The sequence below is a fragment of the Hyphomicrobium sp. genome, from assembly GCF_036780825.1.
Classification (GTDB): Bacteria; Pseudomonadota; Alphaproteobacteria; order Rhizobiales; family Hyphomicrobiaceae; genus Hyphomicrobium_C.
Window position 1 is genome coordinate 15,004 of the sequence record NZ_DAIQCD010000002.1, and the last position, 15,607, is coordinate 30,610.

16 protein-coding genes are annotated in these 15,607 nt (G+C 63.4%); 7 read left to right on the forward strand and 9 right to left on the reverse strand.

Annotation, left to right across the window (positions count from 1 at the left end):
• Positions 1-3: 3 nt before the first annotated feature.
• Entirely contained in the window at positions 4-837 is an 834-nt protein-coding gene (locus V7P99_RS01245; RefSeq protein ID WP_333793006.1) for a peptidylprolyl isomerase, read from the forward strand.
• A gap of 75 nt (positions 838-912) precedes the next feature.
• Here the strand turns inward: V7P99_RS01245 and V7P99_RS01250 are convergent, their stop codons facing one another.
• A complete protein-coding gene (locus V7P99_RS01250; RefSeq protein WP_333793007.1) occupies positions 913-1,110 on the reverse strand; it encodes a hypothetical protein in 198 nt (65 codons plus the stop codon).
• Positions 1,111-1,412: 302 nt separating this feature from the next.
• Between V7P99_RS01250 and V7P99_RS01255 the strand changes: the two genes are divergently transcribed.
• On the forward strand, positions 1,413-2,636 hold the full coding sequence (locus V7P99_RS01255) for a hypothetical protein (RefSeq protein ID WP_333793008.1): 1,224 nt from the start codon (positions 1,413-1,415) through the stop codon (positions 2,634-2,636).
• Between the two features lie 78 nt (positions 2,637-2,714).
• Here the strand turns inward: V7P99_RS01255 and V7P99_RS01260 are convergent, their stop codons facing one another.
• Positions 2,715-3,113, reverse strand: coding sequence for a phasin family protein (locus tag V7P99_RS01260; RefSeq protein WP_333793009.1), 399 nt, complete (start codon positions 3,111-3,113; stop codon positions 2,715-2,717).
• Positions 3,114-3,786: 673 nt separating this feature from the next.
• On the opposite strand from V7P99_RS01260, the gene V7P99_RS01265 reads away from it, so the two are divergent.
• Positions 3,787-4,680 (forward strand): SDR family NAD(P)-dependent oxidoreductase, encoded by an 894-nt coding sequence (locus tag V7P99_RS01265; RefSeq protein WP_333793010.1) that lies wholly within the window; start codon positions 3,787-3,789, stop codon positions 4,678-4,680.
• 298 nt (positions 4,681-4,978) lie between these two features.
• Here V7P99_RS01265 and V7P99_RS01270 read toward each other — a convergent pair whose 3' ends face one another.
• The 7 genes from V7P99_RS01270 to V7P99_RS01300 all read right to left on the reverse strand — a co-directional run bounded on the left by V7P99_RS01270 (position 4,979) and on the right by V7P99_RS01300 (position 10,953).
• Positions 4,979-5,188: a hypothetical protein gene (locus V7P99_RS01270; RefSeq protein WP_333793011.1), complete on the reverse strand. Its 210-nt coding sequence runs from the start codon at positions 5,186-5,188 to the stop codon at positions 4,979-4,981.
• Between the two features lie 141 nt (positions 5,189-5,329).
• Entirely contained in the window at positions 5,330-5,683 is a 354-nt protein-coding gene (locus tag V7P99_RS01275) for a hypothetical protein (protein ID WP_333793012.1), read from the reverse strand.
• 125 nt (positions 5,684-5,808) lie between these two features.
• A complete protein-coding gene (locus V7P99_RS01280) occupies positions 5,809-6,702 on the reverse strand; it encodes a TatD family hydrolase (RefSeq protein WP_333793013.1) in 894 nt (297 codons plus the stop codon).
• A gap of 92 nt (positions 6,703-6,794) precedes the next feature.
• Positions 6,795-7,682 (reverse strand): EboA domain-containing protein, encoded by an 888-nt coding sequence (locus tag V7P99_RS01285; RefSeq protein ID WP_333793014.1) that lies wholly within the window; start codon positions 7,680-7,682, stop codon positions 6,795-6,797.
• A gap of 18 nt (positions 7,683-7,700) precedes the next feature.
• The gene (locus tag V7P99_RS01290; protein ID WP_333793015.1) at positions 7,701-8,549 is read right to left on the reverse strand and encodes a UbiA family prenyltransferase; all 849 of its coding nucleotides are present in this window, start codon (positions 8,547-8,549) and stop codon (positions 7,701-7,703) included.
• Positions 8,546-9,745, reverse strand: a complete 1,200-nt coding sequence (gene eboE / locus V7P99_RS01295; protein ID WP_333793016.1) for a metabolite traffic protein EboE — start codon at positions 9,743-9,745, stop codon at positions 8,546-8,548. Before eboE ends, V7P99_RS01290 begins: the two co-directional genes overlap by 4 nt.
• The gene (locus V7P99_RS01300; protein WP_333793017.1) at positions 9,745-10,953 is read right to left on the reverse strand and encodes a 3-dehydroquinate synthase; all 1,209 of its coding nucleotides are present in this window, start codon (positions 10,951-10,953) and stop codon (positions 9,745-9,747) included. Before V7P99_RS01300 ends, eboE begins: the two co-directional genes overlap by 1 nt.
• Before the next feature lie 497 nt (positions 10,954-11,450).
• Between V7P99_RS01300 and V7P99_RS01305 the strand changes: the two genes are divergently transcribed.
• The 4 genes from V7P99_RS01305 to idi all read left to right on the forward strand — a co-directional run bounded on the left by V7P99_RS01305 (position 11,451) and on the right by idi (position 15,547).
• Positions 11,451-12,872 carry a PQQ-dependent sugar dehydrogenase gene (locus V7P99_RS01305; RefSeq protein ID WP_333793018.1) on the forward strand — a complete coding sequence of 474 codons (1,422 nt, stop codon included), beginning with the start codon at positions 11,451-11,453 and terminating at the stop codon, positions 12,870-12,872.
• A 113-nt stretch (positions 12,873-12,985) separates the two neighbouring features.
• A complete protein-coding gene (locus V7P99_RS01310) occupies positions 12,986-13,453 on the forward strand; it encodes a c-type cytochrome (protein WP_333793019.1) in 468 nt (155 codons plus the stop codon).
• A gap of 122 nt (positions 13,454-13,575) precedes the next feature.
• Positions 13,576-14,994 (forward strand): alkaline phosphatase family protein, encoded by a 1,419-nt coding sequence (locus tag V7P99_RS01315; RefSeq protein ID WP_333793020.1) that lies wholly within the window; start codon positions 13,576-13,578, stop codon positions 14,992-14,994.
• A 10-nt stretch (positions 14,995-15,004) separates the two neighbouring features.
• Positions 15,005-15,547 (forward strand): isopentenyl-diphosphate Delta-isomerase, encoded by a 543-nt coding sequence (gene idi / locus V7P99_RS01320; protein WP_333793021.1) that lies wholly within the window; start codon positions 15,005-15,007, stop codon positions 15,545-15,547.
• Positions 15,548-15,607 lie beyond the last annotated feature (60 nt).

Consider the following 15,607-nt stretch of genomic DNA (forward strand, 5'->3'; position numbering starts at 1 on the left):
ACCATGAGCTGTTCCATTCATACCGGCATCGACGCCCCGGCACGCAAGCCCGTGACCGTCGACGGCATCGTCATTCCTCATGACGCTATCTCGCGGGAGGCACAGAACCACGGGGCTGGAACGCCGCTGGCGGCCTGGACGGCGGCGGCCCGTGCCCTCGTCGTCCGTGCGCTGCTGCTGGAAGAGGCCGGCCGCGTCGGTATCGCGCCCTCCCCCTTGTGCGATGAACGAGGACGTCGCGAAACGGATGAGGACGCCATGATCCGCATCCTCATCGAGCAGGAGGTCGCGACGCCAGACCCGGATGAGGACGCCTGCCGCCGATACTATGAGCGCAACCGCCGCCGCTTCCGCTCTGCCGAAATCTTCGAGGTCGCTCATATCCTGTTTGCTGCCCGCCGCGACGATCCGGCGTCGTTCGAGCGAGCCCGTAACGATGCGGCCGCGGCCCTCGGCGTTCTGGCGCAGGAGCCGCACCGGTTCGCCGCGCTCGCGAAAGCGCACTCGGCCTGCCCGTCCCGTGAGCATGGCGGCAACCTCGGGCAGATCACCGTCGGCGAGACCACACTGGAGTTTGAGGCTGCGGTGATGGCTCTCGCGCCCGGCGAGATGACACCGCGTCCGGTCGAAACCCGCTACGGTTTCCACATCATCCGTCTCGACCGGAGGATTGCAGGGGCGGAGCTGCCGTTCGAGCTCGTGCACGAAAGGATTGCCGCCTATCTGGCGGACAGGTCGCAGCGCACTGCCGTTGCCCAATACATCGCGCGCTTGGCAAGCGCCGCGAAGATCGAAGGGGTCACCCTGCCCCAAGCATCCGACCTGCGGGTGGCTTGAACGCAGCACGCGTCCCGTGGACGGGAGCGGTGCATCTCTCTCAGGAAAGGGTCCCGGCCGGAAGCCGCCGTATGGCTATTCGAGCGCGTGCGCGGCCGCGCGGGACGCCTTCCAAGCCGCGAGGTCGATCACATCGCTGCCGGCCGGCGTTGGGATCTGCGGCCGCCCGGGCACGGACTGCGCGGCCGCATGTGCGCGGCGCCTCGCAAGATTTTGAAGAAGCACCGTCAGGCTTGCGCCGAGGACGAAATAGCAGATCGCCTGCTTTTGCATGCTGGTCCCCCCGATCGAATCAGGCGCCCCATCATTGCCTCGATCCGGGAGCTGCTCCAGTGCGCAGCTACCACAGCCGCCGGCAATCGCCAGCGATTGCTAGGAAACCCTAGGCTGCGCCGGGTTCGATGGGCATACTCCCTCGCTAGGGCCTGATCGTTCGAGGAGGGCGCGGACGCGCGCCAGCCGAGACCGTAGATTTAGGCGCTTAAACAATGGCTTAGGGCGTGCTCACATCACAAGGCCGACTTATCGAACGTGAGCATGCTTTAAGGTGGGGGCTTCTGCAGCAGGATCGATCCATGTCTCTTGGTGCGCGTGTGTTCGTGTTCCTTGTCTATCTCGGGCTGGGGCTTTCGTTCATTGCGGTGCCGGCGGTGCTGGTGTGGGAATTCGGCCCCGAGAAGGCCATGACCTTCGCCACCTTCGACAGCCACCTGTTTCTTTTCTTTCCGACGCTCGGGCTCGTCGCCCTCGCCGCCTTCTACATGCCGTCCTGCGCCTTCGTGGATATGTATTGGCGCCATGTTTCGTTCGGACCGTTACGTTTTCTGATCGGCCTGGCGCTGATTGGCGCCGCTGCCGCCCATATCGCGTTGGGTCTTTCGGCCAACCCGCACCGCTCAGTCTGGGATCTCAAACCCGCCGTTTTGACAGCTGACAAGAGCGAGCCTGCGGGCTGCGGCAGCGCTGATGCGCCCTGCGAACGGATCTCTCTCCTCGAGGGCGTGACCAACCTGCGCGCGGTAAGCCAGCGGCGCCTCGGTGTGCGGGAGTTCTACCGCTCATGCCAGCCCGAACCGCTGATCGCCAGCAACGGGGCCGAGGAGGTGAAGCGGTTCTGCTTTGCTTCGACACCATTGTCGGCGACGCCGGTCCTCGCCACGGACGAAGCTTGCTGCCAGGCCCAGCAGCGGTATCAGTCCACAATCGACCGGCTCTATCTCGATCCCGATCAGCAATCGATGACGAGCCATATCCACAAGCTGCTGCTCCCCGGCAAAGTGTTTTTCTTGTTCATTCTGCTCGCCATCAGCATTCTGCTCACGGTGCGCCATTCGGGCGTGAAGCGGCATTATCCGGCCCGCATCGGGCGCATCGAAGTCGGCGTGCTGGTCGGGGCCGCAGCGATGATCTTTTTCCCGCTGATGAGCCAGGCTTATGTGCAGTCCGCGGATGCGCTGTTCGGCGTGCAGCAGAAGGGAGGCTTTCGCTCCATCGTGCCGCTCATGAGTTTCCTCTTCGGCGCTTGGGCGATGCTGCTGCTCCTATTCTCGTTCCGTCAGCACGATCAGGATCTTGAACTTGCGGCCAAGCTCGCAGGTGTCGCGGCGAGCACCATCGCCGTGTTCAAATACGACATTCTCGTATCGATTATCGTCCGCTATCTGGGCTCGGGAGCCGACGAAATTTCCCTGATGCTAGTGTTCGGGCTTGCGTTGCTAGCAATAATTATTCTGCTTTCCCCTCTGGCTCGCCGCGCGGCGATCGGCGATGGCGCGAAACCGCCCTACCCGGCCATGTAGGCACATTCCGGTGAATAAGGGAGGCCAGACTGCGGGCGTCTGCGGGATATGCCGAAGGCACGAGAGACCTGGAGGCCTCTAATGCCGAGTGTCCGCTTCCACGTCGTCCATGTGGGACTTGATCACGTTGGCCGTCTCATCGGCGAGCTTCTGGTTCAGCCGCGCAAAGTATTGGAACTCGGCCTGGTATTGCTGCTGCGCGCGCTGAATGAAGTCCGTGTAGGCGGAAAACAGATCCTGCACGGTCTTGCATTCCATGAAGCGCCGCGAGGCTGCCATGTCCTCATTCAAGCGCCGGTTGACGAAGCCCATCCATTCATCGTTCGCCTTCGAGACCTGCTCGAAGAACCTGCCGTTGAGCTCCGTCATTGCAGCGAACATGGGACGGTTGAAGTTCATCCAGGCCTCGAATGAGGCAAAGCCAGGACTTCTGTCCAAGCTCTGGTCGGCAAGCGATCTTGACGCATTTGCATTCATGGTACGCTCCTCACCGGTCATCGACTTTGCGACACATCCTCCAGAGAGATCGAAGGTCGAAATTTCATCTCGTTGCGTCCGGCTCTCGTCGCTCTTGAGCCCGAACCGGGATCGCTAAGCTTGCCGACGAGCAGGCCGAAGTGGCGGCATGATCGATGAACTGCGTTTGGCAGCGCTAAATAATCGAAGCGGTCCCAAATCATGCAATGCTCGACGCCTTCGGTTGGTTGCACGTCAGGTCGTTGGCCTTAGCCGGAGAAAAGCCCGGTCGCACTCTTGAGCCTGATCGTCTGGGGTGGGCACGGACACGCACCACCGAGACGTGACTTAGTTTCTCGAACAAAGACCTAGAGCACGTTCGCGCCGCTACGGCGGGTCTATCAAGCGTAAAGGTGCTCTAGCGTTACAGGCGGGCGCCGGAAGGGGCGCTGACGCACGTCGGCGCACGCGGGTCGAACCGTGCCGTCATCGTTCGGGGACCTGGCACGCATTACGTCACGTTACCAACAGAAACCGGGCGTATTTGCGACGCGCGAGCGCTCTCGCCAAACGTTCGCCATTCGCAGCAAAAGCGAAACGTTTCCAGGATATTCCGTGGTTTGATGTCCGAGCCGATCGGAGGCGCCGCCATCGGATAAGCGCGCCGCTGTCGCCTGCATAGGTCTGGATCGCCATGCTCAATGTACTGAACTCTGTTGCCGATGTTTGGATCGGCAGGCGCGCCGTTCCTCGCGGCGAGGCGCTGGCTGCCGTGAGCGGACGCGCGCCGGCTGTCGTTGTCACAGGCGCCTCGAGGGGGATCGGACGCGCCTTGGCGGCGCGTTTCGCGGCGGATGGGCAGGCCGTGCTGCTGATTGCACGCGAGATGCCGGCGCTCGAGGAGGCCGCAAGCGCAATCTCGCGCGACGCCGGCGTACGCGCGGTGCCGCTCGCGCTAGATGTCACCTTGCCCGATGCCCCGGCCCGGATCGATGCGGCGCTCGCCGCTGCGGACCTCTACGCCGACGTGCTGGTCAACAACGCGGGCATGGGGCTTGCGGGCCCGTTTGTCGATCAGCCGTGGGAGGGCATCGAGCAACTGATCGCGCTCAACATGACAGCCGCGAGCCGGCTCATGCGCCATGTTCTTCCGTCCATGCTGGGGCGCGCCCGCGGGGGTATCCTCAACGTGGGATCGCTCGGCGGGCTCGTGCCAGGCCCGCACCAGGCCGCATATTATGCCAGCAAAGCCTATCTGATTTCGTTGACGGAGGCCGTGGCCTTTGAGACGCGCGGCCGCGGCGTGCGCATCGCTGTGGCGGCGCCGGGCCCCGTGGACACGGGGTTTCACCACGCCATGCGCGCCGAGTATGCTCTGTATCGGTCGGCACTGCCGGCGCTCAGCGCGGATGCCGTAGCGCGCAGCGCCTACCGCGGTTTCAAGATCGGAAGACGGGTGATCGTCCCGGGTCTCGTTCCGCAAGCCGCGCAGCTCGCAGTGAAGCTGTTGCCGCACGCGATAACGGTGCCGATCGTCGGCGCGTTGCTGGGCGTCACCCTCCGCAATGGCGCGGATGAAAAAGGCTAGAGTGCTTCCGGAAAAGTGGGAACCGGTTTTCCGGAAAGAAGCACGAAGAAACAAAAACTTAGAGCCGCTCCCCATTTTCACCTAAACCGGAATCACTCCAAGCGTCGAATTCGACGACGTGCGCCACGAAATCCGCTCGACGTTTGTAGAGTTGAAACGTTTTTGGGGTCCAATAGCGGGACGCGCCAGGGATAAGGTCCCGCGTACCTTGGTGTCGAGCGGCAGCCAGGCGGGGGAGCATCGCTCCCTCAGGCTGCCGCCACTCGTTTTTCAGCTGTTTTGCAACGGAACGGCTCGATCAAGCGGCGCCCTTCTTGTCCGCCACTTGCTTGGCAAGCTTGTCGACTAGCTTCTTATCGATTTGCGGCGGCTTGCGCCCCACGGGACGATCGGGGCCGCCGGACGTTTCCGACCCCACTCTGACGGGATCGCTTGCTGGAAACGTCGCCTCGAGTGCCTCATCGAGCTCCTTCTCAAGCTCGGTCTTTCCCTTGCCGGCGGACGTCATGCCCAATCCTCCCATTCGATTACGGGAACAGAATGAAACACGAGCCGGCGCCGCTCGGTTCCGTTTCCCGCATGCGACAAACCCGTCCGGTGAGCAGACGGGTTTGCGGTAAGTAAGCGGGTCTTGAGCGACGTGACGTAATCACATACGGCGCCGGAGGGCCCGATAGCCGGGCTCGACGTATTCGGATATGCGATTGGCCAGATCCGAGCCGGTGGAGCGGCGCCCCGACGACATTTTCCAAAGGGCGCCGAGGGCGCATGCGGCGATGGCAACAGCGCCGATGGCGACATAGGGCTGCTCCTGAACGAAGCGCTTCGTCGCCGCAAAGGCGTCGGAGGCGGTTTCTTCGGCCGCCCTCAAGGCGCGCTCTCCCTGATCGGCTGCGGCCTCGGCGGCCTCGCCCGCCTTCTGCTTGAGTTGGCGAATGGATTCCGCAGTTTCGCCTGCACGTGTTTCAGCCGTGCCCTGAAATGACTCGTACGATTGGGCCATGTGCCACTCCTTGCTGATGGAATGAAGCTGGAAAGTTCGAACGCAAAACGCCGGGTTCCAGGAATTCGTTCCGGTGCAAAGGTGCGTACGAGCCGCCGGACGCTGGCGCGACGTAGCCCGTGATGTCACGAGCTTGGCTTGGCCACGCGCGGCTCCTGACCCCCGCGAAGAACGGTGTTGCCTTGATAGAGCGTCCGCTGGTCGACCGCGGACGGGGCGAGCCAGTCGGTTTCCGCCATCTGCCCGCTTTGTCCGTAGACCGCGAGCGCATTGGCGTAGGTCACGAGGCGGATGTCCTCGGCGGAGAGCCCCTGCTCGGCCATGAGCGCGGCGGTCTTCGGCACCGAGAGCGGATCGGAGACCCCCCAGTCGCAAGCCGAATCCACGATCAGGCGCTCGGCTCCGTAGCGCTTGACGATCTCGACCATGCGCTCCGCCGTCATCTTGGAATGCGGATAGATGGAAAAGGCCGCCCAGAAGCCGCGGTCCTTCACCTCCTGGATCGTCTCCTCGTTGACGTGATCTATGACGACGCGGCCGGGATCGACCTTGTGCTCGAAGATGACGTCCATGGAGCGCGAGGCGCCGCGCTTCTTGTCTCGATGCGGCGTGTGGATCATGACCGGAAGCTCCAGCTCGCGCGCGAGATCGAGCTGCAAACGGAAATACTTGTCCTCGAGCGGCGTCTGCTCGTCGTAGCCGATTTCGCCGATGGCGACGACGCCCTCCTTGGTTGCGAACCCTGGCAGGATCTCCATCACGGCCTCGGCCAGCGCCTCGTTGTTCGCTTCCTTGGAGTTGAGGCCGATGCAGCAGTAATGGCGCACCCCGAACTGTCCGGCGCGGAAGCGCTCGAAGCCGAGAATGTGCGAGAGATAGTCCGCATAGCTGCCGACATTGGTTCGCGCCTGGCCGACCCAGAAGGCGGGCTCGATGACGGCTACGATGCCGGCTTTGGCCATGGCCTCGTAATCATCGGTGGTGCGCGAGATCATGTGGGCGTGCGGGTCGATGTACATGCTGGATCTCCGGGAGTGTCTTTGAGGCTATCCGGTTTTGACTGATTGCAGGAACGCTCCGCTCTATCGGGCATCCTGCTGAGAGTGTGGGCTCAGGCCACGGCTGCCCAGGTGAGCTGTCCGTCTTTAATTGCGGACGCAAGCTCGGGTCGCGCTTCGATGGCATCGCGCGCCGAGGGCAGCGGACAGTCCGCAAGCGCCAGGGCTGCACCGGCTGCCTCCGCTTCGGTCCCGTCGCGAAGGATGGCGCCGAGACGTGCCACGTCCTTCTCCGTGGCGAACGGGGCAACGCACCGCCAAAGCTCTGGCGAGATGGACCGCCCGGCAGCCCTGCGTTCGTCTGCGTAATCGATGAGCATGCGGGCGAGGTCCGCATTGCGCCTTGCGTCGAGACCCTGGATCGGCGCCAGGCGGCTGCCGATGAACAAGGCCTTCACCACCATCTGATTCCATTGCGCTTCGCTGAACTCTTCGCGCGGATACGGGTTCGCGTGGGCGACCGCTTCAAAGACCGGCTGCATGGCGGAGCGAACGCCCTCGGCTGCACGCGCAATGAAAAGCTTCGGGGCCGGAAAGAGCGCGAGCCCTTTGAGGAGCGCAATTTGTTCGCCGATTTCTGCTGTGGCGAACACGCGGTCGAGACCCGCTGCAAACGCAGCCTCGTCGCCGCGGAAGCTCGTTAAGGCAAGGAGGATGCGCGCCCCCTGGTCAAGGCTCCAGCCGCTGGCATCGAGACCGGGCCGCAGGTGTTGTCCAGCTTCCTTCTCTGCTGCCGTAAGATCGAAGTCCGCTTTTCCGACCTTCCGCGGAGCAAGGCCTATGGCGAGGCCGAGCGCCAGCGTGCGATCTCCCGCTGCGACGCTCGCGATCTGCTGGTCGAGCCAGCCTAGGGCGTCGGCCGAAAGCCGGGCCGCAAGCCACGAGTGCAGAAGCGAAGCGTAGGCGGAGAGTTTATCTGTCGCGTCTTCAGGCTTGGCCATCGTGTTGTTCGCCCTCCTTCAAGTTCCCGCGATGAACCGCTGCAGCACCAGGGTCAGGATGAACAGTATGCCTGCAACGAGCGCCATCCCGACGTCACCGTGCGCACTCGCGACAACGGCATCCATGATTGCGATCAGCGCGATCATAAGCCCGACTGCAGCTTCGCGTCCCGCCGCCGTGCCCGATCGTAGCTTTGCGACCGCCCACGCGATTCCGCTTGCGGCCATTGCAGAGATGAGGATGGTCTCTGTCGTAGCCTGCCCTTGCAGGAGCGCCACGACGATCGGGGCGGTGAGAAGTACGGCAGGCCAGAGCGCGGAGGCGGACCGGGATGCGCTTCCTTTGGCCGCTAGCGTGATCCCCGCCACGTAGAGCAGCAGCGCCAGCGCCGCGCCGATCACCGGCGGCGAGAGGGTTGCGCCTGCGGCGAGCGCGGTTCCGGCATAAACGAGCGCCCGGCACGCGCCCATGATCACGGGTGAGAGCGGGTTGCCCTTGTGCCAGGCGTCATAGAGCAGAATGGCGGCGGCCAGCGCCAGGCCGGCCACGGCGCTGGCAAGGCCGAATATCGCGAGAAGCGCGACACCCAGGCCAAGCAGAGCAAAGCCGAGCGTCCAGGCTGCGGCAGGCGAAAAATCGCCTGAGGGCAGCGGGCGCTCCGGCCGCTCGGCCGCATCGGCATCGCGGTCGAAAGCATCGTTGAGCATCATGCCGCCGGTGTAGAACGCCGACATGGCGACGATGACGGTGGCGAGGTCCCAAGCGCCCAGGCCGCCGGCGATGACCGATGCACCGAGCACGTTGCTCCAGACCGTCGGCAGGTTGGAGACGCGGGCGAGTCGCAGCAGGGCGATGGCGGTTTTCACGCGGCAAGCTCCGAGCGGATCCAGCGAAGCTCGCGCACGATATCGTCCGAAAGGTCGCTGTTGCGGGCACCGGCCGGGAGCACGTTCCAGGTATAGGTTTCGACCTCGAGATGGGGCGAGACGGCGCGCCGCCGGCAGAGGGCGAGAACCTCGCGGAGGTTCGCTTGCGTCGAGCCGAGGCCTTCGAACCCATCGAGGAACACAGGGACATGGCAGTGGATGCGCCACTCGCCGCCCAGGGCACCGTGCCGGGCGGCAGTCAGCGCCTCCGGCAGATCCGTGTAGCGGGTGAGCGCGCCGTCCCGGCGCTCGACCACCTGATGGAGATAGACGCCGTCATCGAACCGTTCGAGCAGATGCTCGAGATCGGGCGTATCCGCATCGGCGGCGAGGGCGGCGCTCAGCTGCAGCTTCGCCACGGAAATGCCCGCGGCGTAGACGCGATCAAGCGCCGCCACGGGATCCTCGAACTCGACAGCGGAATGACAGACGTCGAAGCAAAGGCCGATGTGGCGGCGCAATGCCTCCTCCGCCCGCGAGGGTGCCACGCCGCTCAGGCTTGCAAACAGTTCCGCGCCCGCCCCCGCGAAGACGTGATCCTCGAGAAACTGGATCGCCTCGTCGGTCGTCTCGAGGAAGCACGCCGGCTCGGGCTCGATGGCGAGCACGATGGTTTTGCCGGTCGTCTCGAAAAGCCGGTCGAGATGCGCGGCCGCGCGACCAAGCCCCTCTGCGATGGTTCTGACATCCTCCGGCGTCGTCACGCGCGCACGGAAACCGCCGGGAACGGTGCTGATACTGCCGGCATCCCCCTCGGGAAGAAGCTTCGCCAGCACGCCGGCCGCGTCCGCCGTGAAGCGGAGCCGCTCGAGCGTCCGCCAGTCAGGCTCGTAGACACGCTCCTTCACGCGCTCGCCGTGAAAGTTCCCATAGGGAAACGCATTGAGCGTGAAAACGTAGAAGCCGCCTGTTTCGAGGAACTGGGAGAAGGACGCGCATGCGGAGGGCTCCGCGAGTTCGCGTGCGGCGAGAGCCGAGAGCCTGAGCCCCACGCCCATGCGCGCGTGGGGAGAGATTTGCTGCTTGATGGCTGGCAAATGCCGTTGAAGCGCTGCGTCGATCTCGCTCCACGTCTCTCCGTGATGGATATTCGTGCAGTAGGTGAGATGCGGCTGCCCCGGAAGCGCAAGTTGCATCAGGCGTTCGATCCCGCGCGCAGCCAAGCGAGCGCCTCGCCGATCAGCCGATCATCCATGACATGAACCTCGACACCGACCCCAAGCTCGCGAAGGAGCGTGATTGTCAGGTCGCCACCAAGGTGCTCGCGGAACTCTTCGAGGCCTTTGAGGAGAAGCAACTGGCCGCTCTCGTCGCGAAGATCCAAGTCGTCGTGCCACAGCGAGAAGCCGAGGCGTTGCAGCAGACGGATCACGCGCAGGTCCTCGCCCTCGGGCAGCAATCCCGCGAGCACGGAATAGCGCGTGTCGAGCGCGATGCCGATGGCCACCGCTTCGCCATGGCGCAGCTCGTAGTCGGAAAGGACCTCAAGCTTGTGAGCGGCCCAATGCCCAAAATCCAATGGGCGCACGCTGCCCCGCTCGAACGGATCACCCCCATGAGCGATCTGGCGCATGTGGAGCAGTGCGCAATGGCGGATAAGCTTGTCGAGCGGCTCAGAGGCGAAGATCGCCAGCGCTTCGGCCTGCTCCTCGAGCCACTCGAAGAACGCCCGGTCGCGAATGAGTGCCACCTTGACGGCTTCCGCCATGCCCGCGCGCTTGTCTCGCCCGGGTAGAATGTCGATGAAGGCGGAATCGTTGATAACCGCGAACGGCGGCACGAACGTGCCGAGCATGTTCTTCATGCCAAAGGCGTTGATGCCGTTCTTGACCCCGACGCCGGAGTCGTTCTGCGCGAGAACTGTGGTCGGAACGCGAATGTGTCGGATGCCGCGATGCGTCGTAGCGGCTGCATAGCCCACGAGGTCGAGCACGGCACCGCCCCCGACACCAATGACGTAGGAATGGCGATCGAGGCCGTGCTCGACGAACGATCGCTGCAGCTCGCCGAGGAGCGTTGGATCGTTCTTGGCGGCTTCGCCTCCGACGACCGTCATCAGGCCCGCAAGCGTCATCCCGGGTTCGGCGGCGACGTAGGCCGTGATGCGCCGCTTGAGATCCGGCATTTCGCGCAGCACCGCCTCATCGATGACGAAGCTGACCAGGTTGGGCCCCGACGTTGCGCCTGCCGCAATGAGATCGGCGAGCGTCCGGTTCTCGAGCGAGAAAATATCCCGTGTGAACGCGACGGAAAACGCGTGCTCGACGGAAAATCGCTGCACGAACAGCCTGTCGTCTCCTGCAGAATCCAACGGAGACAGCGAAAAGGCAATTCCTTGCGACACGATGTTTTCCCAGCGAGTTTTAAGTCATTTGGCAGGCGGCGACAGACACCCAAACGAGCCGGCAGCCAGGAATTATTCCTGTTTCATAGAACGCGTCCTGGTTGGCTTTTCTAGCCCGCAGAGTTGTTGTCCTCCAATTACGACTTTCTGGCAACCGGCCGCGGGATCGTCGCGGACGTCCATGCGCTTATCGTTATCGCGAGGGCAGATTGGTGAAGCGGAAGCCGGTATGTCAGGCAAAAGTCCCGAGTAATTCAGGGAACCATCCCGGGTCTCCCAAGGCTAAATGGTCCGTTTCCTTCGTTTTTCGCGATGTTCAACTTTTGTTGATTGACCCAGCGGCTGAACTCGTTGCTCTATTGGGAACGGTCGGTAATCTGAAAAGAGAGACAAGTGAGGTATTTTCGCTGCGTCACTTGTACTTTTGCGCGATGCAATTGTCCGCCGTCACGCACGACAATCTGTGTAGACACGAAAGTAAACGGGAGAACGTCCAAATGCGAATGCGGTTCATAACGTCCGCGTCGGTTTTGGCGGCCGGCCTCCTTGTGGCAACCGGATGGGAATCCGTTGCGCAAGAGGTTCCCACGGCAGCCGATCAGGTGGCACGGCCCGGCGGGAAGCTGCCCGGCGATCCGAAGATTGCCCTCGTCAAAGTTGCTGACGGCTTCCTCGATCCTGTCGGGGTGGCGTCGGCCCACGATGGCACGGGGCGTATCTTCGTCGTTGAGCGCCAGGGCAAGATCCGGGTCGTAACCAAAGACGGCAAGGTGAACGAGAAGCCGTTCTTGGACCTCACTAAGAACAGCCCGCTAGGAAGTGAAGTACAGACGGGTTTCGTTGAGCAGGGCCTGTGGGCCGTGGCGTTCCATCCGAAGTTCAAGGAGAACGGCCACTTCTTCGTGAGCTACGCTTCGCTGCCGTTCAACGGCGCTCACGTCATCGCTCGCTACACCGTGGACCCGGCAAGCCCTGACGTCGTCTCGGTCGAGCATGCGAACAAGACCGTCAAAGTCATCATGAACATCCCGCAGCCCTACTACAATCATTACGGCGGCGGCATCCAGTTCGGTCCGGATGGCTATCTCTACATCGGCAAGGGCGACGCAGGCTGGGAAGGCGATCCGCTCGACGCCGGCCAGCGCAAGGATGTCCTGTGGGGCAAGATGCTGCGCATCGACATCGATACGCCCGATGACGTGGCGTACACGATCCCGAAGGACAACCCCTGGGCCAACGCCTATCAGGCTCGCATGATGACGCTCTTCGGCATTACCGAGGAGGGCTTCTCGAAGATCCACATGGGCGCCCGCGGTGAGATCTGGGCCTACGGTCTGCGCAACCCGTACTCCTTCCACTTTAACAAGAAGTCGGGTGATCTCTTCATCGCCGACGTCGGCCAGAACCATCTCGAGGAGATCGACTGGCAGCCGGCCTCCAGCAAGGGCGGCGAGAACTACGGCTGGAAGTTCAACATGGGTACGAACTGCCACCCGATGACCGGGCCTGACGACAAGTGCCCGCAGGTCGGCGTGCTACCGGTATCCGAATATCCGCACCAGGAGCCCTATCCGGGCGCGGAGAAGCTGAAGGACGGCTGGGGTTGCTCGGTGCAGGGTCTCGGCGTTGCCAACTACGCCGGCATGGACGGCGTCTATCTCACGGGCGACTGGTGCTCGGGACGCGTCTTCGGAACCGGCTGGGACGGCAGCAAGTGGCAGCTCCAGGAGCTCGCGCAGACGGCGCTGCAATTCACGGCCGGAAATAACGACGAGGACGGCAGCGTTCTCGCCGTGAACTGCAACTGCTTCTATCTCGAGGACAAGGGCGCGGGCGCCAACCCGCCCGGCGCTCTCTGGAGGATCGTTGCCGCCGATCAGGTTCCGGAAGGAGCCGAGGTCGCGAAGACCAGAAAGTAACGATCGCGTCGCGACGCTGATCGGTAACGTGAAGAGAGGAAGGCTCTTGCGCCCTTGGGCGGGAGAGCCTTCTTTATGTTGTGTGCCGAAACCATAACCAGTCGAGGAAATCGATGTCGCCGAAACTGCAGTCTTTTTCCGCTGGAGCGGCCGTGTTGGCTGCCTCCCTGTTTGCCGCGGCAGCCCTGGCGCCGGCGCTGGCGGATGTGGAATTCCGCCATGCTCTCGATGACTCGCCGCTCGATCTCGCGCCCATCTCGGGCGAGACCATCACGGATGCTGTGACATCCTTTCGGAAGGACGGGAAGAACCCCTACAATGGCAACGCCGACGCCATCGCTGCAGGGAAGGAGCTTTTCGATAACGACTGCCAGAGCTGCCATGCCAGCGACGGTACGGGCGGCATGGGTCCGAGCCTCGTCGACGACGTCTATGTGAATGAGCGCGCAAACACCGATGTCGGCATGTTCGAGATCATCCATTCTGGCGCGTCCGGCGCCATGCGCTCTTTCGCGGACCGGGGCGTCACGCAGGATCAGATACTCAAGATCATCGCCTACATTCACACGCTGAAAAAGTAGCTGGTTCCTGCGTACGCGCGTGGGAGGCTTAGGTCCGCTAGGTTCAAGCGGGTATCGCGGAACGGCTTGGCTTATTTGATCGTGCTTCTCCCGGTCGCTAACCCTTGCAGGAGGGTGCGGCCATGACCGGCTCCCGCTTTTCCGGAAGCACTCAAGGGCGATCCATGCATCCAACTGTCGTCATCAATGTCGTGGGGCTCGCCCCGGCGCTGATCGGGCGCCACACCCCACATCTGTCGCGGCTTGCCGCAGACGGATGCCTGCGCCCGCTCGCCACCGTCACGCCGGCCGTCACCTGCTCCGTGCAGGCGACGTTCATCACCGGGCTCACCCCGCGTGAGCATGGCATCGTCGGCAACGGCTGGCTGTTCCGCGATCTGATGGAGGTCTGGCTCTGGCGCCAGTCGAACCGGCTGGTGCACGGCGAGCGCGTCTGGGACGCGGCCAAGGCGCGGGATTCACGCTTCACCTCGGCCAATCTCTTCTGGTGGTACGCCATGGCGGCCTCGACCGACGTTTCGGTCACGCCCCGGCCCATCTACAAGGCAGACGGACGCAAGCTGCCGGACTGCTATTCCGATCCGCCGGACTTGCGCGGCGAGCTGACGCAAAAGCTCGGCACATTTCCCCTGTTCCGTTTCTGGGGGCCGGCTACCTCGATCGAGTCGAGCCGCTGGATTGCGGACGCGGCGAAGCACGTGCTTACGACCCGCGATCCGACACTCGCGCTCGTCTATCTGCCGCATCTGGACTATGGCCTGCAGCGGCTCGGGCCGGATCATCCCGGCGTCGCGAAAGATCTGGCCGAGATCGATGCCGTAGCCGGCGATCTCATCGACCATGCGCGTGCGCTCGGCCGGCGCGTCATCGTACTGTCCGAATACGGCATTGTTCCCGTGCGCCGCCCCGTTCACATCAATCGCGCTTTGCGTGAAGCGGGGCTCCTCGCTGTGCGGGAAGAGGACGGCGGAGAGATCCTCGACGTCCCCCGCTCTCGCGCCTTTGCGCTGGCCGATCACCAATGCGCCCACGTCTATGTCAAAGATGACGCTGATCTTGCCGCCGCCCGCGCGGCCATCGAGCGCCTTGCCGGTGTCGCCCATGTGCTGGACCGCGCGGCGCAGGCAGACTGGAATATCGATCACGATCGCTCGGGCGAGCTTGTCGTCATTTCCGAGCCTGACGCCTGGTTCACGTATTACTATTGGCTCGACGACGATCGGGCTCCCGATTTCGCGCGCACCGTCGATATTCACAAGAAGCCCGGTTACGATCCGGCGGAGCTGTTCATCGATCCGGCGATCCGCGCACCGAAGCTGGCCATCGGCTGGCGGCTCCTGAAGAAAGCGCTCGGCCAGCGCACGCTCATGGATGTCATCCCGCTCGATGCGTCCCTCGTTCGTGGCTCGCACGGCCGGGCGGATACGCCGGAGGCGCATGGCCCGGTCTTCATATCGTCGGAGCCGCATCTCGTTCCGGATGGTCCGGTCCGCGCGGAGGATGTGAAGGCCGCGATCCTGTCCCACCTTTTCGAGACTTGAGGAGGCGAGAGTGGAAACGAATTCCGAGCCCCTCATCCTCGTCGACGACGCTGACCGGGATATTGGCACCGGCGAAAAGCTCGACGTCCATCGGCGCGGTCTGCTGCATCGCGCATTTTCCGTGATCGTCTGGGATCGGCACGGCCGCCTGCTGCTGCAGAAGCGGGCGCAGGCTAAATATCATTCCGCGGGCTTGTGGACCAATGCGTGCTGCGGCCATCCCCGCCCGGGCGAGACGGCCGAAGCTGCCGCCGCACGCAGGATCGACGAGGAGATGGGCTTTACCTGCCCTCTCGAATGGCTGGGGGTCGTCCGCTACCGGGCCGCATTCGACAATGGCCTCACCGAGCATGAGATCGTGCACGTCTTCCGCGGCCGCTATGACGGGCCGATCGAGCCCGATGCATCCGAGGTGGAAGCCTACGAGTGGCGCCACCCTGAAGCCATCCGCGACGACATCGTTGCCGGGCCGGAGAGGTTCAGCGTCTGGTTTCGTCGCTATGTGGCCGAGGGTTGGCCGATACGGCCGGCGCCTTCGGAGGCAGAATGTTAACGTTGTTAAAAATTTATCCGGCAAATTTGATCTAAGTTAAACCGCGTCGGAGGGAGGCCG

What these genes read in the sequence shown, in the direction of transcription:
- V7P99_RS01275 (WP_333793012.1), bottom strand. Translation starts at nt 5,683, where the DNA reads ATGGCCCAATCGTACGAGTCATTTCAGGGCACGGCTGAAACACGTGCA.
- V7P99_RS01315 (WP_333793020.1), top strand. Translation starts at nt 13,576, where the DNA reads ATGACCGGCTCCCGCTTTTCCGGAAGCACTCAAGGGCGATCCATGCAT.
- V7P99_RS01285 (WP_333793014.1), bottom strand. Translation starts at nt 7,682, where the DNA reads ATGGCCAAGCCTGAAGACGCGACAGATAAACTCTCCGCCTACGCTTCG.
- V7P99_RS01265 (WP_333793010.1), top strand. Translation starts at nt 3,787, where the DNA reads ATGCTCAATGTACTGAACTCTGTTGCCGATGTTTGGATCGGCAGGCGC.
- eboE (WP_333793016.1), bottom strand. Translation starts at nt 9,745, where the DNA reads ATGCAACTTGCGCTTCCGGGGCAGCCGCATCTCACCTACTGCACGAAT.
- V7P99_RS01250 (WP_333793007.1), bottom strand. Translation starts at nt 1,110, where the DNA reads ATGCAAAAGCAGGCGATCTGCTATTTCGTCCTCGGCGCAAGCCTGACG.
- V7P99_RS01280 (WP_333793013.1), bottom strand. Translation starts at nt 6,702, where the DNA reads ATGTACATCGACCCGCACGCCCACATGATCTCGCGCACCACCGATGAT.
- V7P99_RS01270 (WP_333793011.1), bottom strand. Translation starts at nt 5,188, where the DNA reads ATGACGTCCGCCGGCAAGGGAAAGACCGAGCTTGAGAAGGAGCTCGAT.
- V7P99_RS01245 (WP_333793006.1), top strand. Translation starts at nt 4, where the DNA reads ATGAGCTGTTCCATTCATACCGGCATCGACGCCCCGGCACGCAAGCCC.
- V7P99_RS01305 (WP_333793018.1), top strand. Translation starts at nt 11,451, where the DNA reads ATGCGAATGCGGTTCATAACGTCCGCGTCGGTTTTGGCGGCCGGCCTC.
- V7P99_RS01255 (WP_333793008.1), top strand. Translation starts at nt 1,413, where the DNA reads ATGTCTCTTGGTGCGCGTGTGTTCGTGTTCCTTGTCTATCTCGGGCTG.
- V7P99_RS01310 (WP_333793019.1), top strand. Translation starts at nt 12,986, where the DNA reads ATGTCGCCGAAACTGCAGTCTTTTTCCGCTGGAGCGGCCGTGTTGGCT.
- V7P99_RS01260 (WP_333793009.1), bottom strand. Translation starts at nt 3,113, where the DNA reads ATGAATGCAAATGCGTCAAGATCGCTTGCCGACCAGAGCTTGGACAGA.